General features: G+C 40.4%; 17 protein-coding genes, 4 tRNA genes, 3 rRNA genes and 1 riboswitch. Of the genes, 18 read left to right on the top strand and 6 right to left on the bottom strand.

What is annotated here, in order from left to right:
* The first annotated feature begins 203 nt into the window (after window positions 1-203).
* Together cwlD and NYE61_RS12630 are read left to right on the top strand one after the other, a co-directional pair.
* Window positions 204-926: an N-acetylmuramoyl-L-alanine amidase CwlD gene (cwlD, locus tag NYE61_RS12635; protein ID WP_303449488.1), complete on the top strand. Its 723-nt coding sequence runs from the start codon at window positions 204-206 to the stop codon at window positions 924-926.
* A gap of 393 nt (window positions 927-1,319) precedes the next feature.
* A complete protein-coding gene (locus tag NYE61_RS12630; protein WP_118890084.1) occupies window positions 1,320-2,381 on the top strand; it encodes an Mrp/NBP35 family ATP-binding protein in 1,062 nt (353 codons plus the stop codon).
* A 68-nt stretch (window positions 2,382-2,449) separates the two neighbouring features.
* Here the strand turns inward: NYE61_RS12630 and gerD are convergent, their stop codons facing one another.
* Window positions 2,450-3,112, bottom strand: a complete 663-nt coding sequence (gene gerD, locus NYE61_RS12625; RefSeq protein ID WP_303449485.1) for a spore germination lipoprotein GerD — start codon at window positions 3,110-3,112, stop codon at window positions 2,450-2,452.
* Between the two features lie 179 nt (window positions 3,113-3,291).
* Between gerD and NYE61_RS12620 the strand changes: the two genes are divergently transcribed.
* The gene (locus NYE61_RS12620) at window positions 3,292-3,948 is read left to right on the top strand and encodes a KinB-signaling pathway activation protein (RefSeq protein ID WP_303449483.1); all 657 of its coding nucleotides are present in this window, start codon (window positions 3,292-3,294) and stop codon (window positions 3,946-3,948) included.
* Between the two features lie 47 nt (window positions 3,949-3,995).
* Here NYE61_RS12620 and pdaB read toward each other — a convergent pair whose 3' ends face one another.
* On the bottom strand, window positions 3,996-4,751 hold the full coding sequence (gene pdaB / locus NYE61_RS12615) for a polysaccharide deacetylase family sporulation protein PdaB (RefSeq protein ID WP_303449480.1): 756 nt from the start codon (window positions 4,749-4,751) through the stop codon (window positions 3,996-3,998).
* Between the two features lie 508 nt (window positions 4,752-5,259).
* Here pdaB and NYE61_RS12610 point away from each other — a divergent pair.
* The 11 genes from NYE61_RS12610 to NYE61_RS12560 all read left to right on the top strand — a co-directional run bounded on the left by NYE61_RS12610 (window position 5,260) and on the right by NYE61_RS12560 (window position 14,381).
* Window positions 5,260-5,481: a hypothetical protein gene (locus NYE61_RS12610; protein WP_095313377.1), complete on the top strand. Its 222-nt coding sequence runs from the start codon at window positions 5,260-5,262 to the stop codon at window positions 5,479-5,481.
* Window positions 5,482-5,912: 431 nt separating this feature from the next.
* Window positions 5,913-7,474: ribosomal RNA gene (locus NYE61_RS12605) — 16S ribosomal RNA — on the top strand.
* Between the two features lie 87 nt (window positions 7,475-7,561).
* Window positions 7,562-7,638 (top strand) — tRNA-Ile (locus tag NYE61_RS12600).
* A gap of 22 nt (window positions 7,639-7,660) precedes the next feature.
* A tRNA-Ala gene (locus NYE61_RS12595) sits at window positions 7,661-7,733 on the top strand.
* A 97-nt stretch (window positions 7,734-7,830) separates the two neighbouring features.
* Window positions 7,831-10,749 (top strand): 23S ribosomal RNA (locus NYE61_RS12590).
* Between the two features lie 74 nt (window positions 10,750-10,823).
* Window positions 10,824-10,939, top strand: a 5S ribosomal RNA gene (gene rrf / locus NYE61_RS12585).
* The 16S, 23S and 5S rRNA genes sit together here with 4 tRNA genes alongside, the layout of an rRNA operon.
* 38 nt (window positions 10,940-10,977) lie before the next feature.
* Window positions 10,978-11,052 (top strand) — tRNA-Asn (locus NYE61_RS12580).
* A 3-nt stretch (window positions 11,053-11,055) separates the two neighbouring features.
* A tRNA-Thr gene (locus tag NYE61_RS12575) sits at window positions 11,056-11,128 on the top strand.
* Window positions 11,129-11,170: 42 nt separating this feature from the next.
* Complete coding sequence (locus NYE61_RS12570; RefSeq protein WP_339315626.1) at window positions 11,171-11,299, top strand: catalase; 129 nt, start codon at window positions 11,171-11,173, stop codon at window positions 11,297-11,299.
* The gene (locus NYE61_RS12565) at window positions 11,296-11,778 is read left to right on the top strand and encodes a DJ-1/PfpI family protein (protein WP_303449465.1); all 483 of its coding nucleotides are present in this window, start codon (window positions 11,296-11,298) and stop codon (window positions 11,776-11,778) included. The genes NYE61_RS12570 and NYE61_RS12565 overlap by 4 nt, the downstream gene beginning before the upstream one ends.
* Window positions 11,779-12,305: 527 nt before the next feature.
* On the top strand, window positions 12,306-14,381 hold the full coding sequence (locus tag NYE61_RS12560) for a methyl-accepting chemotaxis protein (protein WP_339315624.1): 2,076 nt from the start codon (window positions 12,306-12,308) through the stop codon (window positions 14,379-14,381).
* 179 nt (window positions 14,382-14,560) lie between these two features.
* Here NYE61_RS12560 and NYE61_RS12555 read toward each other — a convergent pair whose 3' ends face one another.
* A complete protein-coding gene (locus NYE61_RS12555) occupies window positions 14,561-15,184 on the bottom strand; it encodes a TetR/AcrR family transcriptional regulator (RefSeq protein WP_118890481.1) in 624 nt (207 codons plus the stop codon).
* A gap of 136 nt (window positions 15,185-15,320) precedes the next feature.
* On the opposite strand from NYE61_RS12555, the gene NYE61_RS12550 reads away from it, so the two are divergent.
* Window positions 15,321-17,570, top strand: coding sequence for an MMPL family transporter (locus tag NYE61_RS12550; protein WP_303449315.1), 2,250 nt, complete (start codon window positions 15,321-15,323; stop codon window positions 17,568-17,570).
* 233 nt (window positions 17,571-17,803) lie between these two features.
* On the opposite strand, the gene NYE61_RS12545 is transcribed toward NYE61_RS12550, so the two are convergent.
* Both NYE61_RS12545 and NYE61_RS12540 read right to left on the bottom strand, forming a co-directional pair.
* A complete protein-coding gene (locus NYE61_RS12545) occupies window positions 17,804-18,493 on the bottom strand; it encodes an RraA family protein (RefSeq protein WP_339315621.1) in 690 nt (229 codons plus the stop codon).
* Window positions 18,494-18,509: 16 nt separating this feature from the next.
* A complete protein-coding gene (locus NYE61_RS12540) occupies window positions 18,510-19,442 on the bottom strand; it encodes a hydroxyacid dehydrogenase (protein WP_303449319.1) in 933 nt (310 codons plus the stop codon).
* 129 nt (window positions 19,443-19,571) lie between these two features.
* On the opposite strand from NYE61_RS12540, the gene NYE61_RS12535 reads away from it, so the two are divergent.
* Window positions 19,572-20,447, top strand: a complete 876-nt coding sequence (locus NYE61_RS12535; RefSeq protein WP_303449321.1) for a LysR family transcriptional regulator — start codon at window positions 19,572-19,574, stop codon at window positions 20,445-20,447.
* 110 nt (window positions 20,448-20,557) lie between these two features.
* Here NYE61_RS12535 and NYE61_RS12530 read toward each other — a convergent pair whose 3' ends face one another.
* Window positions 20,558-21,883 carry a 2-hydroxycarboxylate transporter family protein gene (locus tag NYE61_RS12530; RefSeq protein ID WP_303449323.1) on the bottom strand — a complete coding sequence of 442 codons (1,326 nt, stop codon included), beginning with the start codon at window positions 21,881-21,883 and terminating at the stop codon, window positions 20,558-20,560.
* A gap of 452 nt (window positions 21,884-22,335) precedes the next feature.
* Here NYE61_RS12530 and NYE61_RS12525 point away from each other — a divergent pair, with 452 nt between their 5' ends.
* Together NYE61_RS12525 and NYE61_RS12520 are read left to right on the top strand one after the other, a co-directional pair.
* Window positions 22,336-23,898 (top strand): glutathione ABC transporter substrate-binding protein, encoded by a 1,563-nt coding sequence (locus tag NYE61_RS12525; RefSeq protein ID WP_303449324.1) that lies wholly within the window; start codon window positions 22,336-22,338, stop codon window positions 23,896-23,898.
* A 76-nt stretch (window positions 23,899-23,974) separates the two neighbouring features.
* Window positions 23,975-24,082, top strand: a riboswitch (SAM riboswitch).
* Between the two features lie 114 nt (window positions 24,083-24,196).
* A complete protein-coding gene (locus NYE61_RS12520) occupies window positions 24,197-25,822 on the top strand; it encodes a sodium:solute symporter family protein (protein ID WP_303449325.1) in 1,626 nt (541 codons plus the stop codon).
* The last annotated feature ends 386 nt before the right edge of the window (window positions 25,823-26,208 follow it).

Genomic DNA, 26,208 nt, shown 5'->3' with positions numbered 1-26,208 from the left:
CCCTCCTGTTCATTTGTCTATTTGTAATTAGCCTTTTTCAGTTTTCAGTAAACATTTTCTCATCTTTAGCATACCACAAATCGGTAGTCATAAACCCGTAACTTGTCCCATAAATTTAAGAATAGAATAGTTAAAATACGTGTTCAGAAGAAGTGGAATATTTTGGCCGGACTTCTTGAACAATCTCTAGAGGAGCGGGTAAGATGGTGCGTAGGACGAAGGTAATGTATTGGGTGCTTGGGGTATTTGTGTTAGTGTTTTTAATTCAAATTCCAATTACTCAAAGTGATTTTGAAGCGAGTGGTCCATGGTCGCCACCACTTTCCGGAAAAACGATTGTGATTGATCCGGGACATGGTGGTCCAGATGGTGGAGCTGTTGGGTCAGATGAAACAGAGGAAAAGGATATTTCGCTAGCTGTTTCGAAAATGCTGCAAAGCTATCTCCAGCAAAATGGTGCGCTCGTTTATTTGACGAGAGAAGAAGATACGGACCTTGCTGATGAGAGTACGAAAGGGTTAGCAAGAAGAAAAGCTGAGGATATTCGTAACCGACTGGAGTTTATCCATGAAAAAGAACCGGATTTTTTCTTGACTGTTCATTTAAATGCTGTTCCTTCCAGCCGCTGGAAAGGTGCGCAAACTTTCTATTACCCTTCATTTGATGAAAATGGGCATTTAGCAAAAATGATTCAAGAAGAGATTATTCGTAATCTAGAGAATACAAATCGCTCACCATTAGTTATTAATGGGGTCTATTTATTGAAGCACGCAAAGGTGCCCGGGGCACTCGTAGAGATTGGTTTTTTGTCGAACCCGGAGGAGCAGGCGTTATTGACACAAGAGGATTACCAACGGAAAATGGCAGTGAGTATTTATGAAGGGGTTCTGAGATATTTAACAGAGGATATGCAAGAGGAAGATTGAAACCGTAACCATAGTGCAAATCACTTAGATTTAGCTCGAATTATGTTATACTAACAGTACGTGTTCAAAAGGAGGATAAAAAGGATCGAAGTCGGCTAATTTCGCAACGACCTTTTACAGGCGCTGACACTAGCACGTTCTGTGCGTCGGAGTTCGAGGTGCGGAGTTATGAGTAGAGGGCATCCACAGGATGGTGACTTCTGTGTTGTCCACAGGACGTGGATGGTTTTAACAGAAGTTCATTGAATCTTTTAATATGTAAGCAGACGTTTTTGCAGGAAAAGCTAGCATTCGTGCGAAATTCGATATCATTTTTACCGGACTTTTTGAACGACCTATAACAGATGTAGTACTTCATTTGTTAGTACATAAGATAAGGGGTGGTGACTTACGATGATAACGCAAGAAGAAGTAAAAGAACTACTAAATCCTATAAAGGATCCTTTTTTACATAGAACACTGGAAGAAACCGGTGGAATTATCAGTGTAACGATTAAGGAGGACAAGAAGCACGTCAGTGTCAAAATTGGTATCTCGAAAACAAATACCGCTGAACAAATGCAAATGCAGCAGGAAATCGTCGGCATTTTGAAAAGAAGTGGCGCAAACACTGTTGGACTACGATTTGAACAGCTGCCGGATGAGGTTATTCAAAAATATCAGCCTGCAGCAGACGAAGCGAAGGAAGCTTCACTAATGGGTGGAAACACCAATACGAAGTTTATTGCAATTGCCAGTGGTAAAGGTGGCGTAGGAAAGTCTACTGTTACGGTTAACCTCGCTGTTTCTCTTATGCGACTTGGTAAAAAGGTCGGTATTATTGATGCTGACATTTACGGTTTCAGTGTTCCTGACATGATGGGTGTGGAAGAACGCCCTGTTGTTCGTGGCAAAAAGATTCTTCCTGTTGAACGATTTGGTGTAAAAGTAATCTCAATGGGCTTCTTTGTAGAAGATAATTCACCGATTATTTGGCGCGGACCAATGCTTGGAAAAATGATTAACAGCTTCTTTTCAGAAGTGGAATGGGGCGATTTGGACTACCTTCTCCTTGATTTACCACCAGGAACAGGAGATATTGCAATGGATGTCCATGAGCTTCTGCCAACGTGTAAAGAAATTATCGTAACAACTCCGCACCCGACAGCGGCATTTGTAGCAGCAAGGGCAGGGCAAATGGCTCTGAAGACGGATCATGAAATTTTAGGTGTTGTCGAAAACATGGCCTATTTTGAAAGCAAGAAAACTGGCGAGATTGAATATGTGTTTGGTGAAGGCGGCGGTAAAAAGCTTGCGGAGGTCCTAAAAACAAAAGTATTAGGACAATTACCAATTCAACAGCCATATGAAGAAGAAGATGTATTTGCTCCTTCCGTGTACCAAGAAGACCATCCGAATGGCAAACAGTTCCATAAAATTGCAGCGAAGGTCATTGCCAAGCTGGAAGATGAATAAAAGAGGGGATTTTTTCCCCTCTTTGTTGTATTTTCCAGACATATGAAGTAGATAAGCAAGTGATGTTGCTAATTGCCGCCGCCACCGCCTCCACTACCGCCTCCACTACCGCCGCCAGGTTCTTCTTCTCCGCCGTTGCCTTGACCGCCACCCTGTTGCTGAGAACCGCCTTCACCTTGTTGCTTAGCTTGTTCTTCAGCTGCTTTAAGCAAGATTTCTTGCATTTTTGCTTGAAATAATGGGGTTTCAAGTGTCTGTGTGATGGATTCCTCTAAGTGTGCTTTAAATTGCTGGCTTTTTAAGAGACTTAGCATTTGATTGGTAACTTCAGGATTTTGTAATAATTCCAGCATTTGCTTCTGATATTCTGCATCACTCATTAAGTCTTTCATCAATTTCTTATGCTCTTCTGACATGGACTTGGCATAGCCCTCGACAAACTTCGGGTCTTCGAATAATGTCGACCACATTTCTTTCCCCTTGTCAGATACAAGAGTCTCATTAATTGACTTTTTTACCACATCAGACTGAATGACAAGCTCTTGCTTCAGTTTCTCATCGGACATTATTTCTGCTAACGCCTTTTTTCCATCTTCTGTTTGTAATATATCAACAACCATTTTCTTTGTTGCTTCATAATCTCCCTCTTTTGGGGAGCCACCTTCACCATTACATGCAACTAATAACATGAAGGATATTGCAAGGAGTGTTAAACATACTTTGCGTAACATGTGATATTGTTCCTCCTTCCTATATCCTTAATATGAGTGACAAATTTATAAAATATTCACTTGGGGTGGGAAAAATAAAGCGCTTCATGTTAGAATATGTATGTAAAGGATGTACTATTAGAGTCACTATTATGATCATGAAAGTTGTTCATTGCCACAGATTGTAGGGGGATTTTATATTGAATAGTCGTAACTTGGTAAATTTTTTATGGAAAACATTTATTATTGGGGGAATTGCGGGTCTTGTTGTTAGCTTCTTTGTAAAGCCACAAGATTATGCAACGTATTTAAGTCCGTTTGATTTCATAGAAGTAGTTGGACTCATTTTGTTTTTTGTTGGACTAGGTCTGACATTTAGCGTTGTCAGTATGACTGGTTTTTTTGCCTATCTATTTATTCACCGAATGGGATTGAATATGTTTCGTTCCTTTTGGCCAACTGTTCAAGTACTCGTCATTGCATTTGTTCTATTTGATTTAGTTTACTTCCCATATCGAGCAGCTGATGGAACGGTAGCTATTTATTGGTATATCTTAGGTGCAGCTGGCTTATTAGCATTTGGTTGGGTTGTGGCGAAGAGAAAAGCAAAGGAAACAAACCCTAAGGCGTTTGTACCAGCACTATTTTTTATGGTTGTTATCACAACGGTTGAGTGGGTTCCTGGATTGCAAGTGCAAGGCAGTGATTATGCTTGGTTAATGATTGTTCCATTACTTGCGTGTAATACATATCAATTGCTTACCTTGCACCGAATAACGAAAAAAGCAGAGGGGAAACAAACAGAAGGAAAGAAAACGAGCAAGTTAAGTAAAAATGCGAAGGCTAGTAAAGCATAAATAAAAGACCTCTGACTAAAATTCGGTCAGAGGTTTTTGAGCTTTTTTTATTCAACTGGATTGGTTTCAGCATGTGCTTGGTTGATTAATTCAGAAATTGTTACAGGTTGGAATCCTTTATTTTTTAACCCAGGCAAAATCGTTTTTAGAGCATCTGCTGTTTGTTTAGCAGCATCAGAAGCATGGAATAAGATAATATCCCCGTTGCTTGTATCTTTCATCACCTTATCAACAATTACAGAAGTTCCTGGGTTTTCCCAATCATTCGGGTTAATGTTCCAATGAATCACATCAAAATCCAAACTTTCTGCCAGCTCCATGACTTCTTCATTGAAATGCCCGCTAGGTGTTCGTAATAGGTTAACATCCTCATATCCAAGCTTGTTGAAAATATCACGAGCATAAAGCAAATCCTTTCTTACTTGTTCAATTTCCTGATCCAGGTAGCTTTTATATCGATAACCCATCATTCCTAACTCATGCTCACCTTCTGAAATTTGTTCCAGTATTTTCGGATGACGTTCTGCCCATTCACCACTGACAAAAAATGTTGCTTGTACATTTTCATTTTTAAGCTGATCCAAAATGTCCAATACTCTTTCTTCGCCCCAACTAATGTTAAATGTTAATGCGATAGCGGGTTCATCTTCGTTTCCCTTTGAAAGAGCAGTTGGTTTCTCATTAGAAAAAACAGAAATAACAGCATCCCTTTGTGTCCATATAAATAATGATGTAAAAAGTGCAAGCGCAATAATAATTAGGCTTTTCCGCCGTCTTAAGCCGATAGCATAAAAATGATCCATAATTTCTCCTCCATTTTCTCCATTGACTCTTACTATTATGTTTATGAGCAGTGATGAGAAATATGAACAAGCCTTAGGATTTCTTATGCATTAACGAACTGTACTACAACTCCATTAAGCATAAGAGAGATAAAACGTGAATGTTTGTAAGGGGCTTATGTTCAGTGAAGGACGAAGTGAACCCCATAACTGAATGTATTTTCACTTTCTAAGAAAATCGATAGTTGAAGAATTTAGCAAAAAAGGGGATGAAAATAGTGGAAATAGGGGAATAGTAAGTTTAACAAAAGATACCGTGCTTGATGATGTTCGAGAAATACCGCCTTGATACGGGTGAAGATAACAACAACCGACAAAATTCACTCTGAGCGACGAATGGTTGTAATGTACCTTTTCTGAAAATAAGTTATGTTTTTGGCAAAGGGATTTAGTGATGAATGGTATTAATTGAACGATGACACAGCTGTAAAGCTGTCTAGATAGTAGAGAAGATTATGAGGTGAATGAAATGTTGGGCTTATTGATTAATGAAATGGAACAAAAAGAGATTGAGTACTTATTAAAAAGAGAGCTTGAAGAGTTACTATTAGATATGGGAGACAGTAGAATTGATCATATGGTTAAACGGGCGATGAGAGAAAGATACCGTAACCTTTTTCAATTACTTCGTCGTGTAGCCAGTGAACAGGAATGTGTGAAATACATGCCAAAGCGACAAGAAAATCAGTAATTGTAAAGCTCCTCACATTGAACTCGTCGTTAAGTATGTGAGGAGTATTCATTTATAAGGTTGATGCTGGGTGTAAGTCATGCTGAATAAATATTTATTGTGGCAATAATGTAAACTAAAAATAAAAACTAATCATAATTATTGTTTTTTTGTTTTACCTATTGCTCAACTGTTTTTATTATGCTATATTAAATTCTGTTGTCGCTTAATAAAACAATTTCTGGAAAACAGAAAAAAGTTTTTTTGCAAAAACATATTGACAACAATTTGATACCATGTTATATTATATCTCGTCGCTAAAAAACGACATTATAACAAATTGATCTTTGAAAACTGAACAAAACAACCAGTATGTCAAGAAAAAGGAAACTCGTTTTTCTTTTTAAAACAAGTAGAAGTCAGCTTCTACAAAAGCTAAGTATTACAAACTTTTTATGGAGAGTTTGATCTTGGCTCAGGACGAACGCTGGCGGCGTGCCTAATACATGCAAGTCGAGCGCAGGAAATAAACAGAACCCTTCGGGGTAATGTTTATGGAATGAGCGGCGGACGGGTGAGTAACACGTGGGCAACCTGCCTGTAAGATCGGGATAACTCGCGGAAACGTGAGCTAATACCGGATAACACTTTTCATCTCATGGTGAGAAGATAAAAGACGGTTTCGGCTGTCACTTACAGATGGGCCCGCGGCGCATTAGCTAGTTGGTGAGGTAACGGCTCACCAAGGCGACGATGCGTAGCCGACCTGAGAGGGTGATCGGCCACACTGGGACTGAGACACGGCCCAGACTCCTACGGGAGGCAGCAGTAGGGAATCTTCCGCAATGGACGAAAGTCTGACGGAGCAACGCCGCGTGAGTGATGAAGGTTTTCGGATCGTAAAACTCTGTTGTTAGGGAAGAACAAGTTGGGTAGTAACTGACCCAACCTTGACGGTACCTAACCAGAAAGCCACGGCTAACTACGTGCCAGCAGCCGCGGTAATACGTAGGTGGCAAGCGTTGTCCGGAATTATTGGGCGTAAAGCGCTCGCAGGCGGTCTTTTAAGTCTGATGTGAAAGCCCACGGCTTAACCGTGGAGGGTCATTGGAAACTGGAGGACTTGAGTACAGAAGAGGAGAGTGGAATTCCACGTGTAGCGGTGAAATGCGTAGAGATGTGGAGGAACACCAGTGGCGAAGGCGACTCTCTGGTCTGTAACTGACGCTGAGGAGCGAAAGCGTGGGTAGCGAACAGGATTAGATACCCTGGTAGTCCACGCCGTAAACGATGAGTGCTAGGTGTTAGGGGGTTTCCGCCCCTTAGTGCTGAAGTTAACGCATTAAGCACTCCGCCTGGGGAGTACGGCCGCAAGGCTGAAACTCAAAAGAATTGACGGGGGCCCGCACAAGCGGTGGAGCATGTGGTTTAATTCGAAGCAACGCGAAGAACCTTACCAGGTCTTGACATCCTCTGATACCTCTAGAGATAGAGTTTTCCCTTCGGGGACAGAGTGACAGGTGGTGCATGGTTGTCGTCAGCTCGTGTCGTGAGATGTTGGGTTAAGTCCCGCAACGAGCGCAACCCTTGATCTTAGTTGCCAGCATTCAGTTGGGCACTCTAAGGTGACTGCCGGTGACAAACCGGAGGAAGGTGGGGATGACGTCAAATCATCATGCCCCTTATGACCTGGGCTACACACGTGCTACAATGGATGGAACAAAGGGAAGCGAACCCGTGAGGTCAAGCCAATCCCATAAAACCATTCTCAGTTCGGATTGTAGGCTGCAACTCGCCTACATGAAGCCGGAATCGCTAGTAATCGCGGATCAGCATGCCGCGGTGAATACGTTCCCGGGCCTTGTACACACCGCCCGTCACACCACGAGAGTTGGTAACACCCGAAGTCGGTGAGGTAACCTTTTGGAGCCAGCCGCCGAAGGTGGGACTAATGATTGGGGTGAAGTCGTAACAAGGTAGCCGTATCGGAAGGTGCGGCTGGATCACCTCCTTTCTAAGGATTATTACGGAAACATACTTGGTTGTTTGGTTCAGTTTTGAGAGATTAATTTCTTTCATGAACATGATACTTATAATAGATGGGCCTGTAGCTCAGCTGGTTAGAGCGCACGCCTGATAAGCGTGAGGTCGGTGGTTCGAGTCCACTCAGGCCCACCATCTATTTTGAATTTTATATCGTGGGGCCTTAGCTCAGCTGGGAGAGCGCCTGCCTTGCACGCAGGAGGTCAGCGGTTCGATCCCGCTAGGCTCCATTTTTGTACCTTGAAAACTAAATAAGAGTAACAACGACATCAATATTTTTAAATAAAAGCAAGGCTAATAAATTAGTACGCTTATTTACTGTAACTTAGTTAAGTGAATAAGGGCGCACGGTGGATGCCTTGGCACTAGAAGCCGATGAAGGACGGGACTAACACCGATATGCCTCGGGGAGTTGTAAGTAAACTTTGATCCGGGGATTTCCGAATGGGGGAACCCACTGTTCGTAATGGAACAGTACATGCATCTGAATACATAGGGTGCATGAGGTAGACCCGGGGAACTGAAACATCTCAGTACCCGGAGGAAGAGAAAGAAAAATCGATTTCCTGAGTAGCGGCGAGCGAAACGGAAAGAGCCCAAACCAGAAAGCTTGCTTTCTGGGGTTGTAGGACACTCCACTCGGAGTTACCAAGGAATTCTTTAAATGAATCGACCTGGAAAGGTCAGCCACAGAAGGTAACAGCCCTGTAGTTGAAAAAGAATTCCCTCCGGAGTGTATCCTGAGTACGGCGGAACACGTGGAATTCCGTCGGAATCCGGGAGGACCATCTCCCAAGGCTAAATACTCTCTAGTGACCGATAGTGAACCAGTACCGTGAGGGAAAGGTGAAAAGCACCCCGGAAGGGGAGTGAAATAGAACCTGAAACCGTGTGCCTACAAGTAGTCGAAGCCCGTTAATGGGTAACGGCGTACCTTTTGTAGAATGGACCGGCGAGTTACGATCGTATGCAAGGTTAAGTGGAAGACACGGAGCCGCAGCGAAAGCGAGTCTGAATAGGGCGAATGAGTATGCGGTCGTAGACCCGAAACCGTGTGATCTACCCATGTCCAGGGTGAAGGTCAGGTAACACTGACTGGAGGCCCGAACCCACGTATGTTGAAAAATGCGGGGATGAGGTGTGGGTAGGGGTGAAATGCCAATCGAACACGGAGATAGCTGGTTCTCTCCGAAATAGCTTTAGGGCTAGCCTCAAGAAATAGAGTACTGGAGGTAGAGCACTGATTGGACTAGGGGCCCTCACCGGGTTACCGAATTCAGTCAAACTCCGAATGCCAGTTACTTTTACTTGGGAGTCAGACTATGGGTGATAAGGTTCATAGTCGAAAGGGAAACAGCCCAGACCGCCAGCTAAGGTCCCAAAGTATACGTTAAGTGGAAAAGGATGTGGAGTTGCCCAGACAACCAGGATGTTGGCTTAGAAGCAGCCATCATTTAAAGAGTGCGTAATAGCTCACTGGTCGAGTGACTCTGCGCCGAAAATGTACCGGGGCTAAACGTATCACCGAAGCTGCGGATTGTTCTTACGAACAATGGTAGGAGAGCGTTCTAAGTGCTGTGAAGTCAGACCGTGAGGACTGGTGGAGCGCTTAGAAGTGAGAATGCCGGTATGAGTAGCGAAAAAAGAGTGAGAATCTCTTTCACCGAATGCCTAAGGTTTCCTGAGGAAGGCTCGTCCTCTCAGGGTTAGTCGGGACCTAAGCCGAGGCCGAAAGGCGTAGGCGATGGACAACAGGTAGATATTCCTGTACCACCTCATGATTGTTTGAGCGATGGGGGGACGCAGTAGGATAAGGAATGCGCACTGATGGATATGTGCGCCCAAGCAGTGAGAAAGTCAGATAGGCAAATCCGTCTGGCAATTTCAAGCTGTGATGGGGAGGGAAATTTAGTACCGAAGTTCCGGATTTCACACTGCCAAGAAAAGCCTCTAGTTAGATCATAGGTGCCCGTACCGCAAACCGACACAGGTAGGCGAGGAGAGAATCCTAAGGTGAGCGGGAGAACTCTCGTTAAGGAACTCGGCAAAATGACCCCGTAACTTCGGGAGAAGGGGTGCTTCATTTACATGGAGCCGCAGTGAATAGGCCCAAGCGACTGTTTAGCAAAAACACAGGTCTCTGCGAAGCCGAAAGGCGAAGTATAGGGGCTGACACCTGCCCGGTGCTGGAAGGTTAAGGGGAAATGTTAGCCGCAAGGCGAAGCTTTGAACCGAAGCCCCAGTAAACGGCGGCCGTAACTATAACGGTCCTAAGGTAGCGAAATTCCTTGTCGGGTAAGTTCCGACCCGCACGAAAGGTGCAACGACTTGGGCACTGTCTCAACGAGAGACCCGGTGAAATTATACTATGCGTGAAGATGCGCATTACCCGCGACAGGACGGAAAGACCCCGTGGAGCTTTACTGTAGCCTGATATTGAATGTCTGTGCAGCTTGTACAGGATAGGTGGGAGCCTTGGAAACCGGAGCGCTAGCTTCGGTGGAGGCATCCGTGGGATACCACCCTGGCTGTATGGACATTCTAACCCAGGACCGTGATCCGGTTCGGAGACAGTGTCAGGCGGGCAGTTTGACTGGGGCGGTCGCCTCCCAAAAGGTAACGGAGGCGCCCAAAGGTTCCCTCAGAATGGTTGGAAATCATTCGTAGAGTGTAAAGGCACAAGGGAGCTTGACTGCGAGACCTACAAGTCGAGCAGGGACGAAAGTCGGGCTTAGTGATCCGGTGGTTCCGCATGGAAGGGCCATCGCTCAACGGATAAAAGCTACCCCGGGGATAACAGGCTTATCTCCCCCAAGAGTTCACATCGACGGGGAGGTTTGGCACCTCGATGTCGGCTCATCGCATCCTGGGGCTGTAGTCGGTCCCAAGGGTTGGGCTGTTCGCCCATTAAAGCGGTACGCGAGCTGGGTTCAGAACGTCGTGAGACAGTTCGGTCCCTATCCGTCGTGGGCGTTGGAAGTTTGAGAGGAGCTGTCCTTAGTACGAGAGGACCGGGATGGACACACCGCTGGTGTACCAGTTGTTCCGCCAGGAGCATCGCTGGGTAGCTACGTGTGGAAAGGATAAGTGCTGAAAGCATCTAAGCATGAAGCCCCCCTCAAGATGAGACTTCCCATCACTTCGAGTGAGTAAGATCCCTCAGAGACGATGAGGTTGATAGGTTCGGTGTGGAAGCGTGGTGACACGTGGAGCTTACGGATACTAATCGATCGAGGACTTAACTAAATTCTTTATTTGATGTCTTGTTTACTCTTATTTAGTTTTTAAGGTATAAATCAATGTTTTACCTTATAAAGTTGTCTGGTAGCAATAGCGAAGAGGCTACACCTGTTCCCATGCCGAACACAGAAGTTAAGCTCTTCAGCGCCGATGGTAGTTGGGGCTTTGCCCCTGCAAGAGTAGGACGCCGCCAGGCTGCTTTTTTCGTATTCTGGATTTTTTACATAAGACTATTCCACAGTAGCTCAGTGGTAGAGCAATCGGCTGTTAACCGATCGGTCGTAGGTTCGAATCCTACCTGTGGAGCCAATTGCTTCCATAGCTCAGCAGGTAGAGCACTTCCATGGTAAGGAAGGGGTCGTCGGTTCAAATCCGGCTGGAAGCTTATATGTAAAACGCTTGTCTCATTCGAGATGAAGCGTTTTTTTTGAATAAAAATTTAACTAGTATCCGTTCTACAGTCGCAGGTTCCCGCGGATCTGGAGATTTAGCACGTGATGTTCGTGGGTTTGCGACAAAATTTTATACAGAAGAAGGGAATTATGACCTGGTATAACGTATACAAAATCTTCACCAGCCCTAAGCCAGGAGAACACCACGAAGAAAACAGATACACGCAAGGTAGCTGTCATTGCAGCAGACGATTACCCAGAAGGTTTGTCTGAAATGATGGATGAATTAAAGGAAGCTGGTATAAACGCCGAGGTTGTAAGTGACCATCAGGGTACCATTAAGGGTAGTGACAATACAGTACTTCCAGTTGCCCACACATTGATGACCGCAGACTCTGTTTTATTCGATGCCGTCCTGTTAGCGAGCGAAAATGGCAAAACGCCATTATTCAGTTTTGAAGCACCTTATTTTGTCAAGGAAGCCCTTCTGCATTACAAACCAATCGGTGCCATAAAAGCAGGAGCATCTATCCTGGAAGACCTGCAAATTTCTGGACAGAGTGGTGTTGTTATTGATGACAGTCAGCAATTTATAGAAGCAGTACGTAAAACTAGATTTTGGAATCGCGACGGTAAAAATTAATATATACTATACGGATGGATAGGAACGTCAACGCCCCAAATATGATATTAAAATCGTATATGGGGCGTTTTATGTCTGCTAGCTGCCTCCCTCATCTTTATCTATCAAATAACGCTTTCCTTCCTACTCTTCATTGTTAATCCATTCAATGAAGAGAAAAAATGCATTACCCTCTAGAAAATAGGACTGCAATAATAGCGAAAATAAATTGACAATATAAAAAACTAGTACTTAAGTACCTAATAAAGTAAACTAATGGTATAATTGGATTAGCTATTCTTTAATGGGAAACTAATGTAATGATACATAAATTAACCATTTAATATGCTGATATGGTAGGAAACAATTGAATATCTAAAAAAACTTTGCTTCTAGTTAGTGAATATTATGTGAGAAGCAGAGTTTCTTTTATGTTGCAAATCAATAAAGGCTTTTGATGTTTAATCTAAATTATGTGAACCACATAAACTATTACCGGATCATATCACAACGAGTAGCATCATCAAAATACAAGAAAGAAGGAATTTATGGTGGCGGCAAAAGAAAAGAAAAAGAAGTCGGTACGATTTAATTGGATTCGCAAAAGTATATCAACAAAAGTAGCTGCAGCACTTTTTATAGCTATATTTATTGTGTTTTCTGCAACAGGATTCTTTATACATATGTATACAAAGGCATTATTAGTTGAAAATGTTGAAACTGACTTATCAACTAAAAGTGATGCAATCGCTGCACAGGTTAATAGCATGTTTAAAGAAGAAGCGACCATTGTGCGGCAAATGGTAACGAATCAAGAGTTTGGCAAGTTCTTAAATACAACTGACTCTCGAGATGAAGCTTTAGAAAATGATTATTATGATGGTGTATTACAGTCGCTTGATGAGATTGTTGAAACAGATGATTCAATCGCAATGGCATGGGTTGCGAGTAATAAATCAAACTTTTTAATTGGAAGCAATAATGTTTTATCAGACCCTAGCTTTGACATAACGAGTAGGCCTTGGTATGAGGCAGCTATAGCGGAAGAGGATGTTTATTTTACCGAACCATACATGGATGAAGTATTTGGAAAAATTATTTTGAGTGCAATGAAGCCAATTAAAGTGAATGGGGATACAGTCGGTATTGTTGCAATTGATATCTTTCTAGACCAGTTACCAGAGCTTATGCAATCTTATAAAATGGGTGAGAGCGGGTATTCTTTCTTAATCTCCAGTGATGGAACGGTTTTATATCATCCAGATGAAACATTAATCCTTGAAGAACAGCTGCAGTCTATGTCTGGTGAACTAGGAAATATAGGTAATAAAATGATTGCAGGTGAAACAGGTCTTCAATTAGCGCAAATAGGTGACAGTTTAGAATATATTGGGTATTCACCAGTTCATACAACCGGCTGGTCCATTGGCACAGCGTTACCAGAAGATGAAGCTTTAAGTGAACTTGGGACGTTTACGATAATGATGGTCTTGTTTTTTAGCATTGCCTGTTTAATTCTTGTTGTAGTAGTGGTTGTTTTATTAAAACGTATGTTAAAAGATCTTCCTCAAATTATGAAAGTGATGAAGGATTTAGAATTAGGTAATTTAAGGGAAACAAATTTGCAAGCTAAATCGGATGATGAAATAGGTCAATTGGTAAGCTCTACAAATACGATGAATGAAACACTACGAGAACTCGTAATGAAAATCAAAAATGTATCCGAGACGGTTACCAGTAAAAGTGAAGAATTAACGCAGTCAGCAAATGATGTGAAGATAGGATCTGAACAAGTGGCGACTACGATGCAGGAATTAGCGTTTGGCTCAGAGTCACAAGCAAATACAACAAGTGACCTTTCTTCCTTAATGGCTACATTCAGATCAGATACCGATCAAGCATATACGAACAGCAATCAGGTATATGAATCTTCTAATCAAGTATTGAGCCATACAAATGAAGGCAGAAACTTAATGGAAAAATCGACAGAACAAATGGAAACAATTGACAGCATTATTTATGATTCTGTACAGAAAGTAGAAAACTTAGATTCACAATCTCAGAAAATCTCTGATTTAGTATCTGTTATTAAAGATATCGCTGATCAAACGAATTTATTAGCTTTAAATGCTGCGATTGAGGCAGCTCGGGCTGGAGAAAGTGGAAAGGGATTTGCAGTTGTTGCCGATGAGGTTAGAAAGCTTGCAGAACAGGTTGGGTCATCGGTAAGTGGCATCACAGATATTGTTGGAAATATTCAAAGCGAAACAAGTCAGGTAACGAAGTCTTTACGAGATGGATATAAAGAAGTTCAACAAGGAACAAGTCAATTAAAAGTAACAAGAGATACGTTCCAAACAATAAGTACTTCAGTCACGCAAATGGTAAATGATATTAAAACAATTTCTGATAAACTATCTACCATTTCTGATACCAGTGACAATATGAATACTTCCATTCAGGAGATTGCAGCAATCTCGGAGGAATCTGCAGCGGGTGTTGAACAAACCTCTGCATCTTCACAGCAGATTAGCAGTTCAATGGAAGAAGTTGCACTAAGTTCAGACGAGCTCGCTAAATTAGCGGAAGAATTAAATGAATTGATACAGCATTTTAGGAGTTAAAAAGATTATAAGATGAGCCCAAATAAATGGCTTTATACGAAAACAACGCTATCTTCCATAGAGTAGCGTTGTTTTTTTGTAATTTTAAAATTGCTATCAATTTGTTGTATAGGTGAATAGCAACTTCCTATATCTGCTATCTTTGTATTCGGCTTGTTATCCCACCCTCAATGACACAGCTAGCTTTGATTTGCCAATCCATCCCAATAAAAGTCTACAATCTGCGTTACTAAATCATCCAGTGATCGGAATGAATTTTTAAAATTAGTATCCATATTGTTTCCGGTTGTTACCAAAGATACAAATAGAAGCGCTCCTAAGCGTGGGTTGCTTCTGGAGATTTCTCCATTATCCATTGCCTTTTTTAATGCATGCTCTAATTCTTCATACATTTTTTCTTCTGCTTGCTGCATCAATTGCAGTTGCTCCTGTGAAAGAGATGTCTTTGCTTCCTTCATAAATGAATGGATATCAATATCCACAGTCGCTTGTAAATGGCCTTTGGCAAACTGAAACAGCTGCTTTTTCAATGGCTCATTGGTTGAGAGAATCGCCACAATTCTTTCATGAATTCGATTCATTAACTGGACCATTGCATCCGTAAAAAGGTCTGCCTTTGTTTTGTAATAGTAATACACCGTTGCTTTTGTGACATCACATTGTTGGGCAACATCGTCCATGGATACTAACGGATATCCCTTTTCCAAAAACATTTCTGTAGCGATGTGTAGGATAGTATCTTTTGTTGAGATTCCATCCTGTTCTTTACGAGGTCTCCCTAATGTTCGATGTTTGCGTTGCATCATGAATTCCACTCCAAATTATTTAAACTAGACTTATTATACCATAATTTGAAAAAAACTTGATTAATTAACCTACTAGTATATATAATTACAAGATACATGGTTAAGTGCATTGATAAAATTTGCGCTAGAAAGGATGAGATTTGTGAAGGGTCTATTGAAAAATTGGGGAGGTATTGTTGCGAATACCAAAACCCGTTGGGCGACCTTGTTTATTTGGGTTTTATTGATTGGAATATTTTCATATATTTGGCCACAAGTTAATGATCGAGAGACGTCGGATACACAATTATTACCAGAAGATATGATGTCTGTCGAAGCAGGTAAAATTACGAACGAAGAATTCTCTAATGATGCTGGTACACCATTGCTTTTAGTGTGGCATCGTGATGGAGGGTTAAATAATTCGGATTATGAGATGATTCAATCTCTTTATCAGAATCTAAATGATGAGCCGGTTAATCATCAAACATTTATTCCACCATTTCAGGATGCTCCTGTTGAAGCTTTAAGAGGAAGTGCTTCTGAAGATGGAAAAGCACTGACAACACCGGTATTTTTTGATGACACTGCAGCAACAAAGGAATTACAAGCGGCACTCGACCAACTAGAAGTTAAAATAAAAGATGCATTTGGCAGTGAGGTGCTGAAAAGTGATATAGACGATTCTGGCTTACATGTGCGTTTTTCTGGACCTATTGGAATTCAAACTGATACCGTTTCCTTGTTCAGCAATGCAGACTTTACCTTGTTAATTGCAACTGTATTGATTGTATTTATTTTACTTATTTTATTGTATCGCTCACCAATTTTGGCACTTGTCCCGCTTGTTGCGGTTGGGATCGCCTATGGAATTATTAGTCCACTGCTTGGATTTTTTGCGGATCAGGGCTGGATTGTTGTGGATGGGCAAGCGATATCGATTATGACGGTTCTTTTGTTCGGAGCCGGAACAGATTATTGCTTATTTTTAATTTCACGGTACAGAGATGAGCTGCGAATTGAAAAAGATAAACATGTTGCATTAAAACGTGCGATTAGCGGTACTGGCGGGGCCATCATGATGAGTTCCCTTACTACTGTTTTAGGATTGCTTTCACTCGGGCTAGCCTATTACGAATCCTATGATCGTTTTGCTGTACCTTTTAGCTTATCGATATTTATTATGGGACTCGCAGCATTAACCGTGCTTCCTGCGATTCTGGCCTTACTTGGCCGCTTTGCTTTTATCCCATTTATCCCACGACCTGAAGAAATGATTCAGGAAATTGAGAAGAAAAAAGGGAAAAAGCTGCGTCGTCCGAAACCAAGTCATCGATTTGGGAAGAAGATTGGAAAAGTTGTTACAGAAAAACCATGGACCATTATTCTTGTTAGTATAGTTATTCTTGGTGGCCTGGCTGCTTTCGTACCAAAAATGCAATATACCTATGCTTTATTAGATTCTTTCCCAGAGGATATGCCATCACGAGAAGGATTTACATTAATTGCAGACCATTATCCCCCAGGTGAAATTGCTCCTGTCAGTGTGATCGTCGATACAAATGGAGCGGATGTTTCGTTACAGAACGAATTGGCAGAGCATCCTTACGTTGAGATTGTTGATGACCCTGTGGAAGGATCGGAAAATAAGGATATCCAGGAATGGAAAGTGACACTTTCGATTGATCCGTACTCCACGGAAGCGGTAGAAAGCGTTCCAGAGCTCCAGGCTATTGCAACGAGTGCACTAAGCGATGCTGGTGTAGCCAATGCAGATGACTATGTATGGCTTGGCGGTGAAACGGCGACATTATACGATACAGATCAGGTAACCAATCGAGATCAGGGGTTAATTATACCTGCCCTTCTGCTCATTATAGCGGTATTACTTATCGTTTTCCTAAGGTCCATTGTGGCAATGGTCTATTTATTGTCAACCGTTATCATTTCGTATTTATCTGCGCTTGGTTTAGGGTGGATTGTGCTCCATCATATATTTGGAGTTACAGAAATTCAAGGATTAATTCCGCTCTATGTATTCGTCTTTTCGGTTGCCTTAGGTATTGACTACAACATATTCCTTGTTTCTAGTCTATGGAGCAATCGAAAGGAAATGCCGCTCAAACAGGCTATTTCTAAAAGTGTTGCAGAAACGGGAAGTGTAATTAGTTCAGCAGGGCTTATTCTAGCTGGTACGTTTTCGGTTCTAGCTGTAATGCCCTTGCAGGTGCTTGTTCATTTCGGTACGATTACCGCAATTGGCATCTTATTGGATACGTTTATCGTTAGACCATTGCTTGTTCCTGCGATTACGACGGTGCTTGGACGTTTTGCGTTCTGGCCGGGTAAGTTATGGAAGCTAAGGGATGATGAGAGTTTTAAAGATCGTGTAAGTGAAGAATGATTTTGAGTTTGGCTGCTGTCTGGGTTGTCAGCGGCCACTTTTTTATCAATGAAGTTCAACTTATAGTTTGGCAGAAAAGGCGAAACGAAGATATTGGTAGAATAAAGTAATTTCATATCACTAAAACAGGAAAGTATCCTGATGTCAGAATTACATTATTGATGATGTAATTGATAGTTTTGCTAGAAATGTATAATACGAATGGAACGAGGCAAAACCTCATCCCATTCGTATTATAAAAACTCATAACCATCCTCTTTTAATTGCTTGGAAAGATTAGTAGCTATGGACCCATTTTCCCAATCACCATTAGCTATTAGGTTTAAGGAGTTAATTTCATTAGCTTGTAATTCTTTTACTTTTTCTAAAATATTAAGTGCTTCTTGGGGTGGAATTACAACAATTCCATCTTCATCACCTAAGATTATATCTCCTGGATGAACGACTTGACCGCCACAAGAGATATCAACATTTATTTCTCCAGGACCATTCTTGTATGGGCCACGGCCCGTAATTCCAGCTGCGAAAACAGGGAACTCATTGTTTATTAAATAATCAACGTCTCGTATGCTTCCATCAACTACAAAACCAGCTATGTTCTTACTCTTAGCATATGAATACATAATCTCACCGCAAACACTATGATTCATATCTCTCCCAGCATCTACTACGATAACATCACCAGGATCGGCCATTAATAATGCCTGATGGAATAGCATATTATCTGCAATAGAGGCTTTTACAGTGAGTGCTTGTCCAATTATTTTCTTTTCTTTCCCCATTGGCCTAATATGGGCATTCATACTATAAAGTCTACCCATACAATCAGATACATTGGCACTTGGGTATTTTCTTAATGCTTCAACTAATTGTTTATCTAGATTATTTCTGTGCTGAATTATTCGTTTTCCAACATTCATCATTATCTTCCCCTTTATACTATACAACTCTATAGTTAGGTGTCTTACCTTCTAACACAGTTATAACTTCTTTTACCACCGTTGAACCCATCAGTTTCATCGCTTCTACTGTGTTTGCGCCAATGTGAGGAGTAGCAACAAAGTTATCTAAACTAAGTAATGGATTTTTTGATGTGGGTGGTTCATGCTCAAAAACATCACTTGCAGCTGCAAATATTTTCTTTTCTGCTAAAAATTTATACAAAGCCTTTTCATCAATTACTCCACCTCTAGAAGTGTTTATCAAGACTGCATGTGGTTTCATAAAACGTAAAGCCTTTTCATTAATTAAATGCTTGGTATCTTTTGTTAGTGGAACACTTACCGATACAAAATCAGCTATCATCATCAAGTCTTCTAATCTATCTACTTTTTCAATCCCAACCTGAGAACACTGCTGTTCTGTGACAAATGGATCGTATACTACAATCTTCATATCAAATCCGTGCTTGGCGATTTTTGAAGTATTTAATCCAATCTTACCTGCTCCTATCAGTCCCAATGTCTTATTATTTAGCTGGTAGCCCATCAGCTCTTTAGGTGCTATTGATTTATTTTCATCTTTCTTTCCCTTCTCAAAGCTTAAACTTATATTACGCACAACATTCGTCATAAGAGCGATAATTAACTCAGATACAGATTGAACATTAGCTTCCGGTGTATAGACAACTTTTACATCATATTCTTTGGCGGCTCCTATATCAATTGAGTCATAACCAATACCATGTTTACCAATAACTTTTAACTTTTTTGATTCCTCAATCATGGAACGAGATACCTTTTCTGCCCGGATTATCATGGCATCGATATCCTTTAGCTCATCAAGATTATTTGTTAATGTGGCATATTTTTGAAGTGTGTTTAGAGCATCTTCATCTATGTGTTCATTAAGATAGACCTTATACTTTGGCACTTTATCTACTCCTTTGTTTGATAGCGCTAACAATTAATTATATACTAAGTATAAATATTGCTAAATGTAATGTAAAATACATAAAAACTGTATTAAATACTATTTATTTTAATATTAGGAGGATCGAGAATGAACCTGAACTTTATCCCGACGTTTTTAACGATTGTACGAAAGCAGTCGATTAGTGCTGCAGCAGAATCGATGCATGTTGCTCAAACGACAATTAGCCAAAGACTAAATGTTGCGGAACAAGAATTTGGTTTTAAACTCATCGAAAGAGGAAGGGGTATTAAAAAAATTACGTTAACACCTGCAGGCGAGGAATTTTTACGTTTAGCAGAACAGTGGGAAAACATCTATAACGACTTAAAAATCCTAAAAGAAAAAGGACCTAAGCTAACGTTGAGCATTGGTTCGATAGATAGTTTTAATACATTCTATTTACCAAGTGTCTATAAGGAAATTAACAAAACATCATCGTCTGTGCTACTACATAGTCATACACTACATTCAAATGAAATTTATTCCGGAATTGATAATAAGACACTTGATATAGGTTTTACGCTAATTCAAAGGAGTCATTCAAACGTAAACGTAGAGAAATGTTATGAATCTGATTTAGTCGTATTACGCAGTGGCAATGTTAGCGATTCAAAAGTAGATCCTTTAGCGTTAGATCCTTTATATGAACTATTTATGCCTTGGGGAGAAGAATACAAAATATGGCATGAGTTTTGGTGGGATCCGTTAAGTGTTCAAAAAATAAAACTAGACGATATCCACTTATTATTCGATTTTTTACAAAACCCAACTTACTGGGCAATCGTTCCTGAATGGATTGCGAAAAAGGCAAATAAAAGCAGAGGGTTTTCGATTCAGTATTTTACTGATCCGCCACCAAAGTACACCTGTTACAGGCTTACTCATAAAAATCCAAGCTTGTCTAAGAGTTCTGCTATTGAGTTTTTTGATAATCAATTGAAAAAATGTATCTCTATGTCATGACAACGTCTTTATTTTTTATATAATGTATTCACAAATAAAACCCCTAGAATGTTACTTGCTCAACACTCTAGGGATTTCGCTTCTATATTAAATATAAATCTAACATATTATTACGTGGCGGATAGAAAACTCATAACTAAAATTGTTAATACTCCACCAATACGTGTAGTTACCTGTAAGAAGGGATACAATTGCATTCGATCACTTGCTTTTAGAACAGCAACATCTCCTGAACCTCCCATATCAGCTAACGAAAGTCCAGAGATGATGGAAGACTCAATGAAATGAAAACCAATTAGCCATCCAGCCAATCCGGCGATAATTGAAATAATCACTACAATAGTAACAATTAAGAAGATGTGTGATGGATCTGTAATGATTTGTAGGATACGGTCAATATCAATTAAGCTTGCACTTATAGCTACTAATATAGCTGGGATCCAAAGCTTACTTATAAAATTAAACCATACCTCTGCACCAACGGTGATATATTCAGGGAAAATATTCCAAACCTTTAATATTGCAGTTAAAATTATGATCCATACAAAAGTATGTAGTGCGGGGACAAGTTCACTTAGCAACATTCCTGCCATATATAATCCGCCAGCTACCATCATACCTATTCCGATATTGCGAAGTGATTCTAGCATACTTGTATCTTTTGTAGTTTTAAATCCTGCATCTTTTTTTCTAAGAGGATTCCCTTCTCCTGAGAATCCTTTTACAAACATGTTTTTATTTTTATTCCCTAAAAAGTTAAGTACAGACGCTAATAGTATACAAATAATATTAGAAACGATTACTGCAGGTGCAAGAATATCGAAATAATCTACTGGCAAACCTCCCATATTATCAGCATAAATCTCCGAAAGCGGAATGGCCCCTGTAGTTATTCCGCTTGCCATAATCGGTGCCACTATCATAAGAATCGTTTGTTTAAATCCTATACCAAATAGTTGCCCTAGCAAACCACCCGCTAATGCTGCCAGTAATATCGTCGTTAATAAAGGAATTAACATTTTTAAAGCTACATTAATAAGAACTTCCTTTTTTATTCCTAATATACTTCCGACAATTAATCCTGCAACAATTAGGTTAGAGAATCCAAAACCACTATAGAAATCAGCAGCTAATTCAGCAGTTACTTCAGGCAAAATTCCGATATAAATTAGTAGAGAGGGTAGGAAGATGCAAAGTATAGTACCTCCTCCAAAATCAGAGAATTTTGGAATGGAATCCCCCATCCACATGAACAAACCACCTAAGCCCATCGTAATCATAAAACCAGTAATTAAACTAGAAGGAACGACATCAAGGTATAATCCTACTATTGCAGGTACTAATAGTAAAAGATATATTGGAAGTTTTATTCCGTAAATCTCTTGATTAAAAATATTATTCTTTCTTTTTGTATTCACAACATTTTCACTGCCCATTAATCCCACTCCTTTTTTAGATAAGTATTTCCCTAACAAACAAATTTTGATAGCGCTTTCTATTAATTGGAACGTATACTTGCTTTGATTTCTATTATCCATCATAAATATTAAGAATTATAATGTAAAACTAATATATTTGCTAATAAATATCAGAATATGTGATGTTATGATGTTTAGAATCTCATTGTAAGGAAAAAGAGCTATTCTCATAGTTAATTAGTTTGTAATTAAAAACATTGAATGCTATTATATATTCAATTCAAAGTAAATTCATCGGTATTATTGAATAATTGAATTGAGAGATAGACGTTGCTAGGAGGGGGATATAAACTGTTCTTAAAATAACTGAACAGATCATAATAGATACATAATTGATTGAGGATAATGGAGAGCAAACAATCATAGAAATTAAAAGTAGTAAAAATATCAACACGTGGAGTGTGGTTAAATTGAAAAAAGCATTATTATTAATTTTACTTATATCGGGTTTATTGGTTATTTCTGCATGTGCTGGTGACGGAGCAGATGAATCAGAGAATGCAGAGGAACAAAAGGATCTGACAGTTGGATTAGCTGCAGAGCCAGTATCGCTGGATCCGCACGCTGCAAATGATGGTAACTCCTTATATGTGATGAATGCCATCTATGATACGTTGGTTGAACAAAACACAGATTTGGAGATTCAACCAGCTTTAGCTGAGAGCCTTGAACAAATTGAAGATACTGTCTGGGAAGCAAAGCTTAGAGAAGATGTTACGTTCCATGATGACAGTGCATTTAACGCGGAAGTAGTAAAAGCGAACCTGGATCGCGTTCTTGATCCTGATATGGGCTCACCGCTAGCCTTTTTATTCGATATGATTGATTCCGTGGAAGTAGTAGACGAATATACGGTACAGATTCATACAAAATATCCTTTTTCAGCATTGCCATCTCATTTGGCACATCCGGGCGGGCATATGATCAGTCTTGAGGCGATTGAAAAGGATAATGAAGCAATAGCTAATGGTGGAGAACCGTTTGCAACAGTTAATGAGAACCCAATCGGTACAGGATATTTCAAATATGATGACCGAACAAGTGGAGAACAAATAAAAGTTGTAAAAAATGAAGACTATTGGGGAGATAAGGCCGGTGTAAATTCGGTAACCTTTAAATTTGTCCCAGAGGATTTAACACGAATTGCAGAGCTGCAAACAGGTGATTCGGATATCATTTATCCAGTAAATACAAGCAATATTGACGAAGTGGATACGAATGAAGGTACACACGTTAAACAATCGGATAGCGCAAGTATGTCTTATCTTGGCTTCAATGTAGCAAAAGAACCATTTACAGATCCTAGGGTAAGACAGGCGATTGCAAAAGCAATTAATAAAGAAGAAATTATCGAAGGGGTACTAAATGGTGTGGCTTTACCAGCAAAAGGACCGCTCGCGCCTACCGTGTTTGGGTATGATGAGGATGTAGAGCCTATCGATTATAACATTGAGGAAGCAAAGGAACTATTAAAGGAAGCGGGCTATGAGGATGGTTTCAATGCGACAATCATGGCCTACGATACAAATACATCGGATATCGCGCAGGTTATCCAAGCAGAACTAAAAGAAATTGGTATCACTATTGACATTGAGATGACCGAAGTAGGAACTTATTTAGAAGTGACTGGTAATGGCGGTGTTGATATGTTTATCGGAAGCTGGGGGACTGTAACATTGGATGCGGATTACGGACTGTACCCGATGTTTCATTCAGCAAATGCCGGAAATCCAGGAAACAGGTCTTTTTATGCGAATGATGAGGTAGATGAGTTGCTGGAGGAGGCAAGACAAGAGGGAGCGGAAGAAGAAAGACTGCAACTATATAGTGAAGCACAACAAATAATTGTAGATGAAGCTCCAATCGTTCCACTTTACCATTCTGTATTGCAAGCTGGTTTAAGGGATGAAGTGAGTGGATTTTATCAGTATCCAAGTAGTTTCCCATTTTTGCGTGATGTAACGATTGATTGACAGATAAATTGAATTTTAAAATAACATTGACTTTTTCATCGTGAAGGTGTAATTTTAATACAATTGAATATTGAACTTCTTATCTAGAGAGGTGGAGGGATATGGCCCTTTGATACCTCGGCAGCGGGCTCAATTTATTGAGTACTGTGCCAATTCCATCAGACACTGGTCTGGAAGATAAGAAGAGGTGCCCTGAATTTATCTACCCTCTTCTTATGGAAGGGGGTTTTTGCTTTGTCTTTGTAATTGAATATTCGTTTGGAATAAGGTGATGTAAATATTAAGGGAGTGACTAGTTGTGACAGAATATGGTGTATGGACAATTATACTGGCATTAGGATATACATTTGCGCTCATATCGGCAGGGCAAATTGCCAAAAGACGTGTGACAAAGAAAGATAGTTATTTTGTTGGAAACCGGAATTTCAATAAATGGATTGTTGCGTTTTGTATAACTGGATTATTCTCGGGATCCACATTTATCTCTATTTTGGAGTTATCTTATTTAACCGGTATCTCCGCAATCTGGTATGGGGTGGCGGAAATGGTTCAAATATTTATTATTGCTTTGTTGATTATCCGTTCTTTCCGGAAAAAGATGCTTGTAACGGTTTCTGGTTTGATAGGAGATACGTATGGTAGAACGGCAAAAGGCTTATCAGGAGCAATTACTGCATTTGCCTTTCCCATGTGGTCCGTTGCCACGGCAATCGCATTTGCTTCTGCATTTCATGTGTTTACAGGTATTTCATTGAGTTTATCCGTTGCGTTTACTGCTATTTTACTTTTTATCTATTTACAAGCTGGTGGCATGTGGTCCATTGCCTTTACACAAACGATGAATATGTTTGCATTCGGATTAATGATCGTAATTGGAGTTGTTGCCTTTTTCATCAATCCCGGAATATCAGGTTTAGCTGCATTGAACATGGAGCGTCCAGAAATGTTTAACTTTGGAAGTGTCGGACTGCAAGTAATTGTCGTCTGGTTTGGGACGTTCCTCGTTAACGTCATTCTGGCTCAGGCTGCTTTCCAAATGGCATTATCCTCCCGCTCGCCAGAAGAGGGTCAAAAAGGACTTGTCATGGCTGGATTCATGGCGATTCCATTCATAGTCGGTGGCGTTATCTTCGGAATATCAGCTGCCACTGTTGTGCCGAATGCATCCACTGGACTTATCGCGATTCCCCAGTACTTGATGGAAGTTTTGCCTGCCCCATTAGTAGGTTTATTTTTCCTTGGTGTATGGGGTTGTGCACTCGGATGGGGTGGACCTTGTCAGTTCTCAGGTGCCACAAGTCTCGGACGTGATGTGGGAAGTGCGATTAATCCAAATGCCACAGGGGACCAGCTTATTAAATATACGAAAATCTCGCTGCTGCTTTTAACCGGCCTGATGATTGCGTTTGGCTTATTGCGAACAGAGCAATCGGCATGGTGGAATGTATTTGCTTGGACGATACGAAATAGTGCCACGTTTGCACCGGTAGTAGCCGCATTATTCTGGCCGGTGGTAACGAAGCGAGCTGTAGTTGCTTCCTTGTTCACTGGATTTACTAGTGGACTGTTATGGTATTACCTGGGCGGGTGGCATCCACAGGAATTTTATCTAAACATACACCCGGTTTGGATTGGAAGCTCGGTTAATATCCTGACAATTACGTTGGTGACGCTGGCTAATAGAAGAACGAGTTTAAGATTGAGAAAAACAGATCGCTTTGGTTACTTGGGATTAATTGGAGGAGTAATTTTTACACTGGTTAATATTTTATACTTTGAACAGGCGTATAATAGTGGATTGTTTGGGTTGTTTATGTTTGTAGCTGTATTGAGTTACTTTATAGCAGCAATTCGGTTTGTGAGGTTAGATGAGCGGGGAGCGATAGTTGTAGAAGAACAGGAATACATTGCGTCCAACAGTTAAGAACATAACACCATTCAATTTCTAAATAGATAGAAAGTTTAACTCCCGGTTAATAGGGGTATAGATGATTTATCGCAATGAAAAGTAATGAGTAAAAGTGTTAATAGGGAATGGAGGTAGAATAAGTATGGATTTAATTATCACTGCTTTCGTTGCCTTGATTGGTGTCTTTGTATTAACCATTAGGGCGTTTACAGCGGTTTATAAAAATAGATTGAAGGATTCTAATTAGGAGAGAAATTTCTATTAAATAATGCATAAGGGCATCCTTCTTTAGGAGGAGGTCCTTTTTTGGGTGACCAAGTAGTACTGTGGTCTATTTATGACTAATCTACCGACATAATAAAAAGTTTAATAAAATTGCTAAAACATTCCTAAACCATGCC

Source organism: Oceanobacillus sp. FSL W7-1304, from assembly GCF_037969805.1.
Classification (GTDB): domain Bacteria; phylum Bacillota; class Bacilli; order Bacillales; family Amphibacillaceae; genus Oceanobacillus; species Oceanobacillus profundus.
The sequence above is the reverse complement of the archived record's forward strand: the minus strand, read 5'-3'. Positions and strand labels throughout refer to the sequence as shown.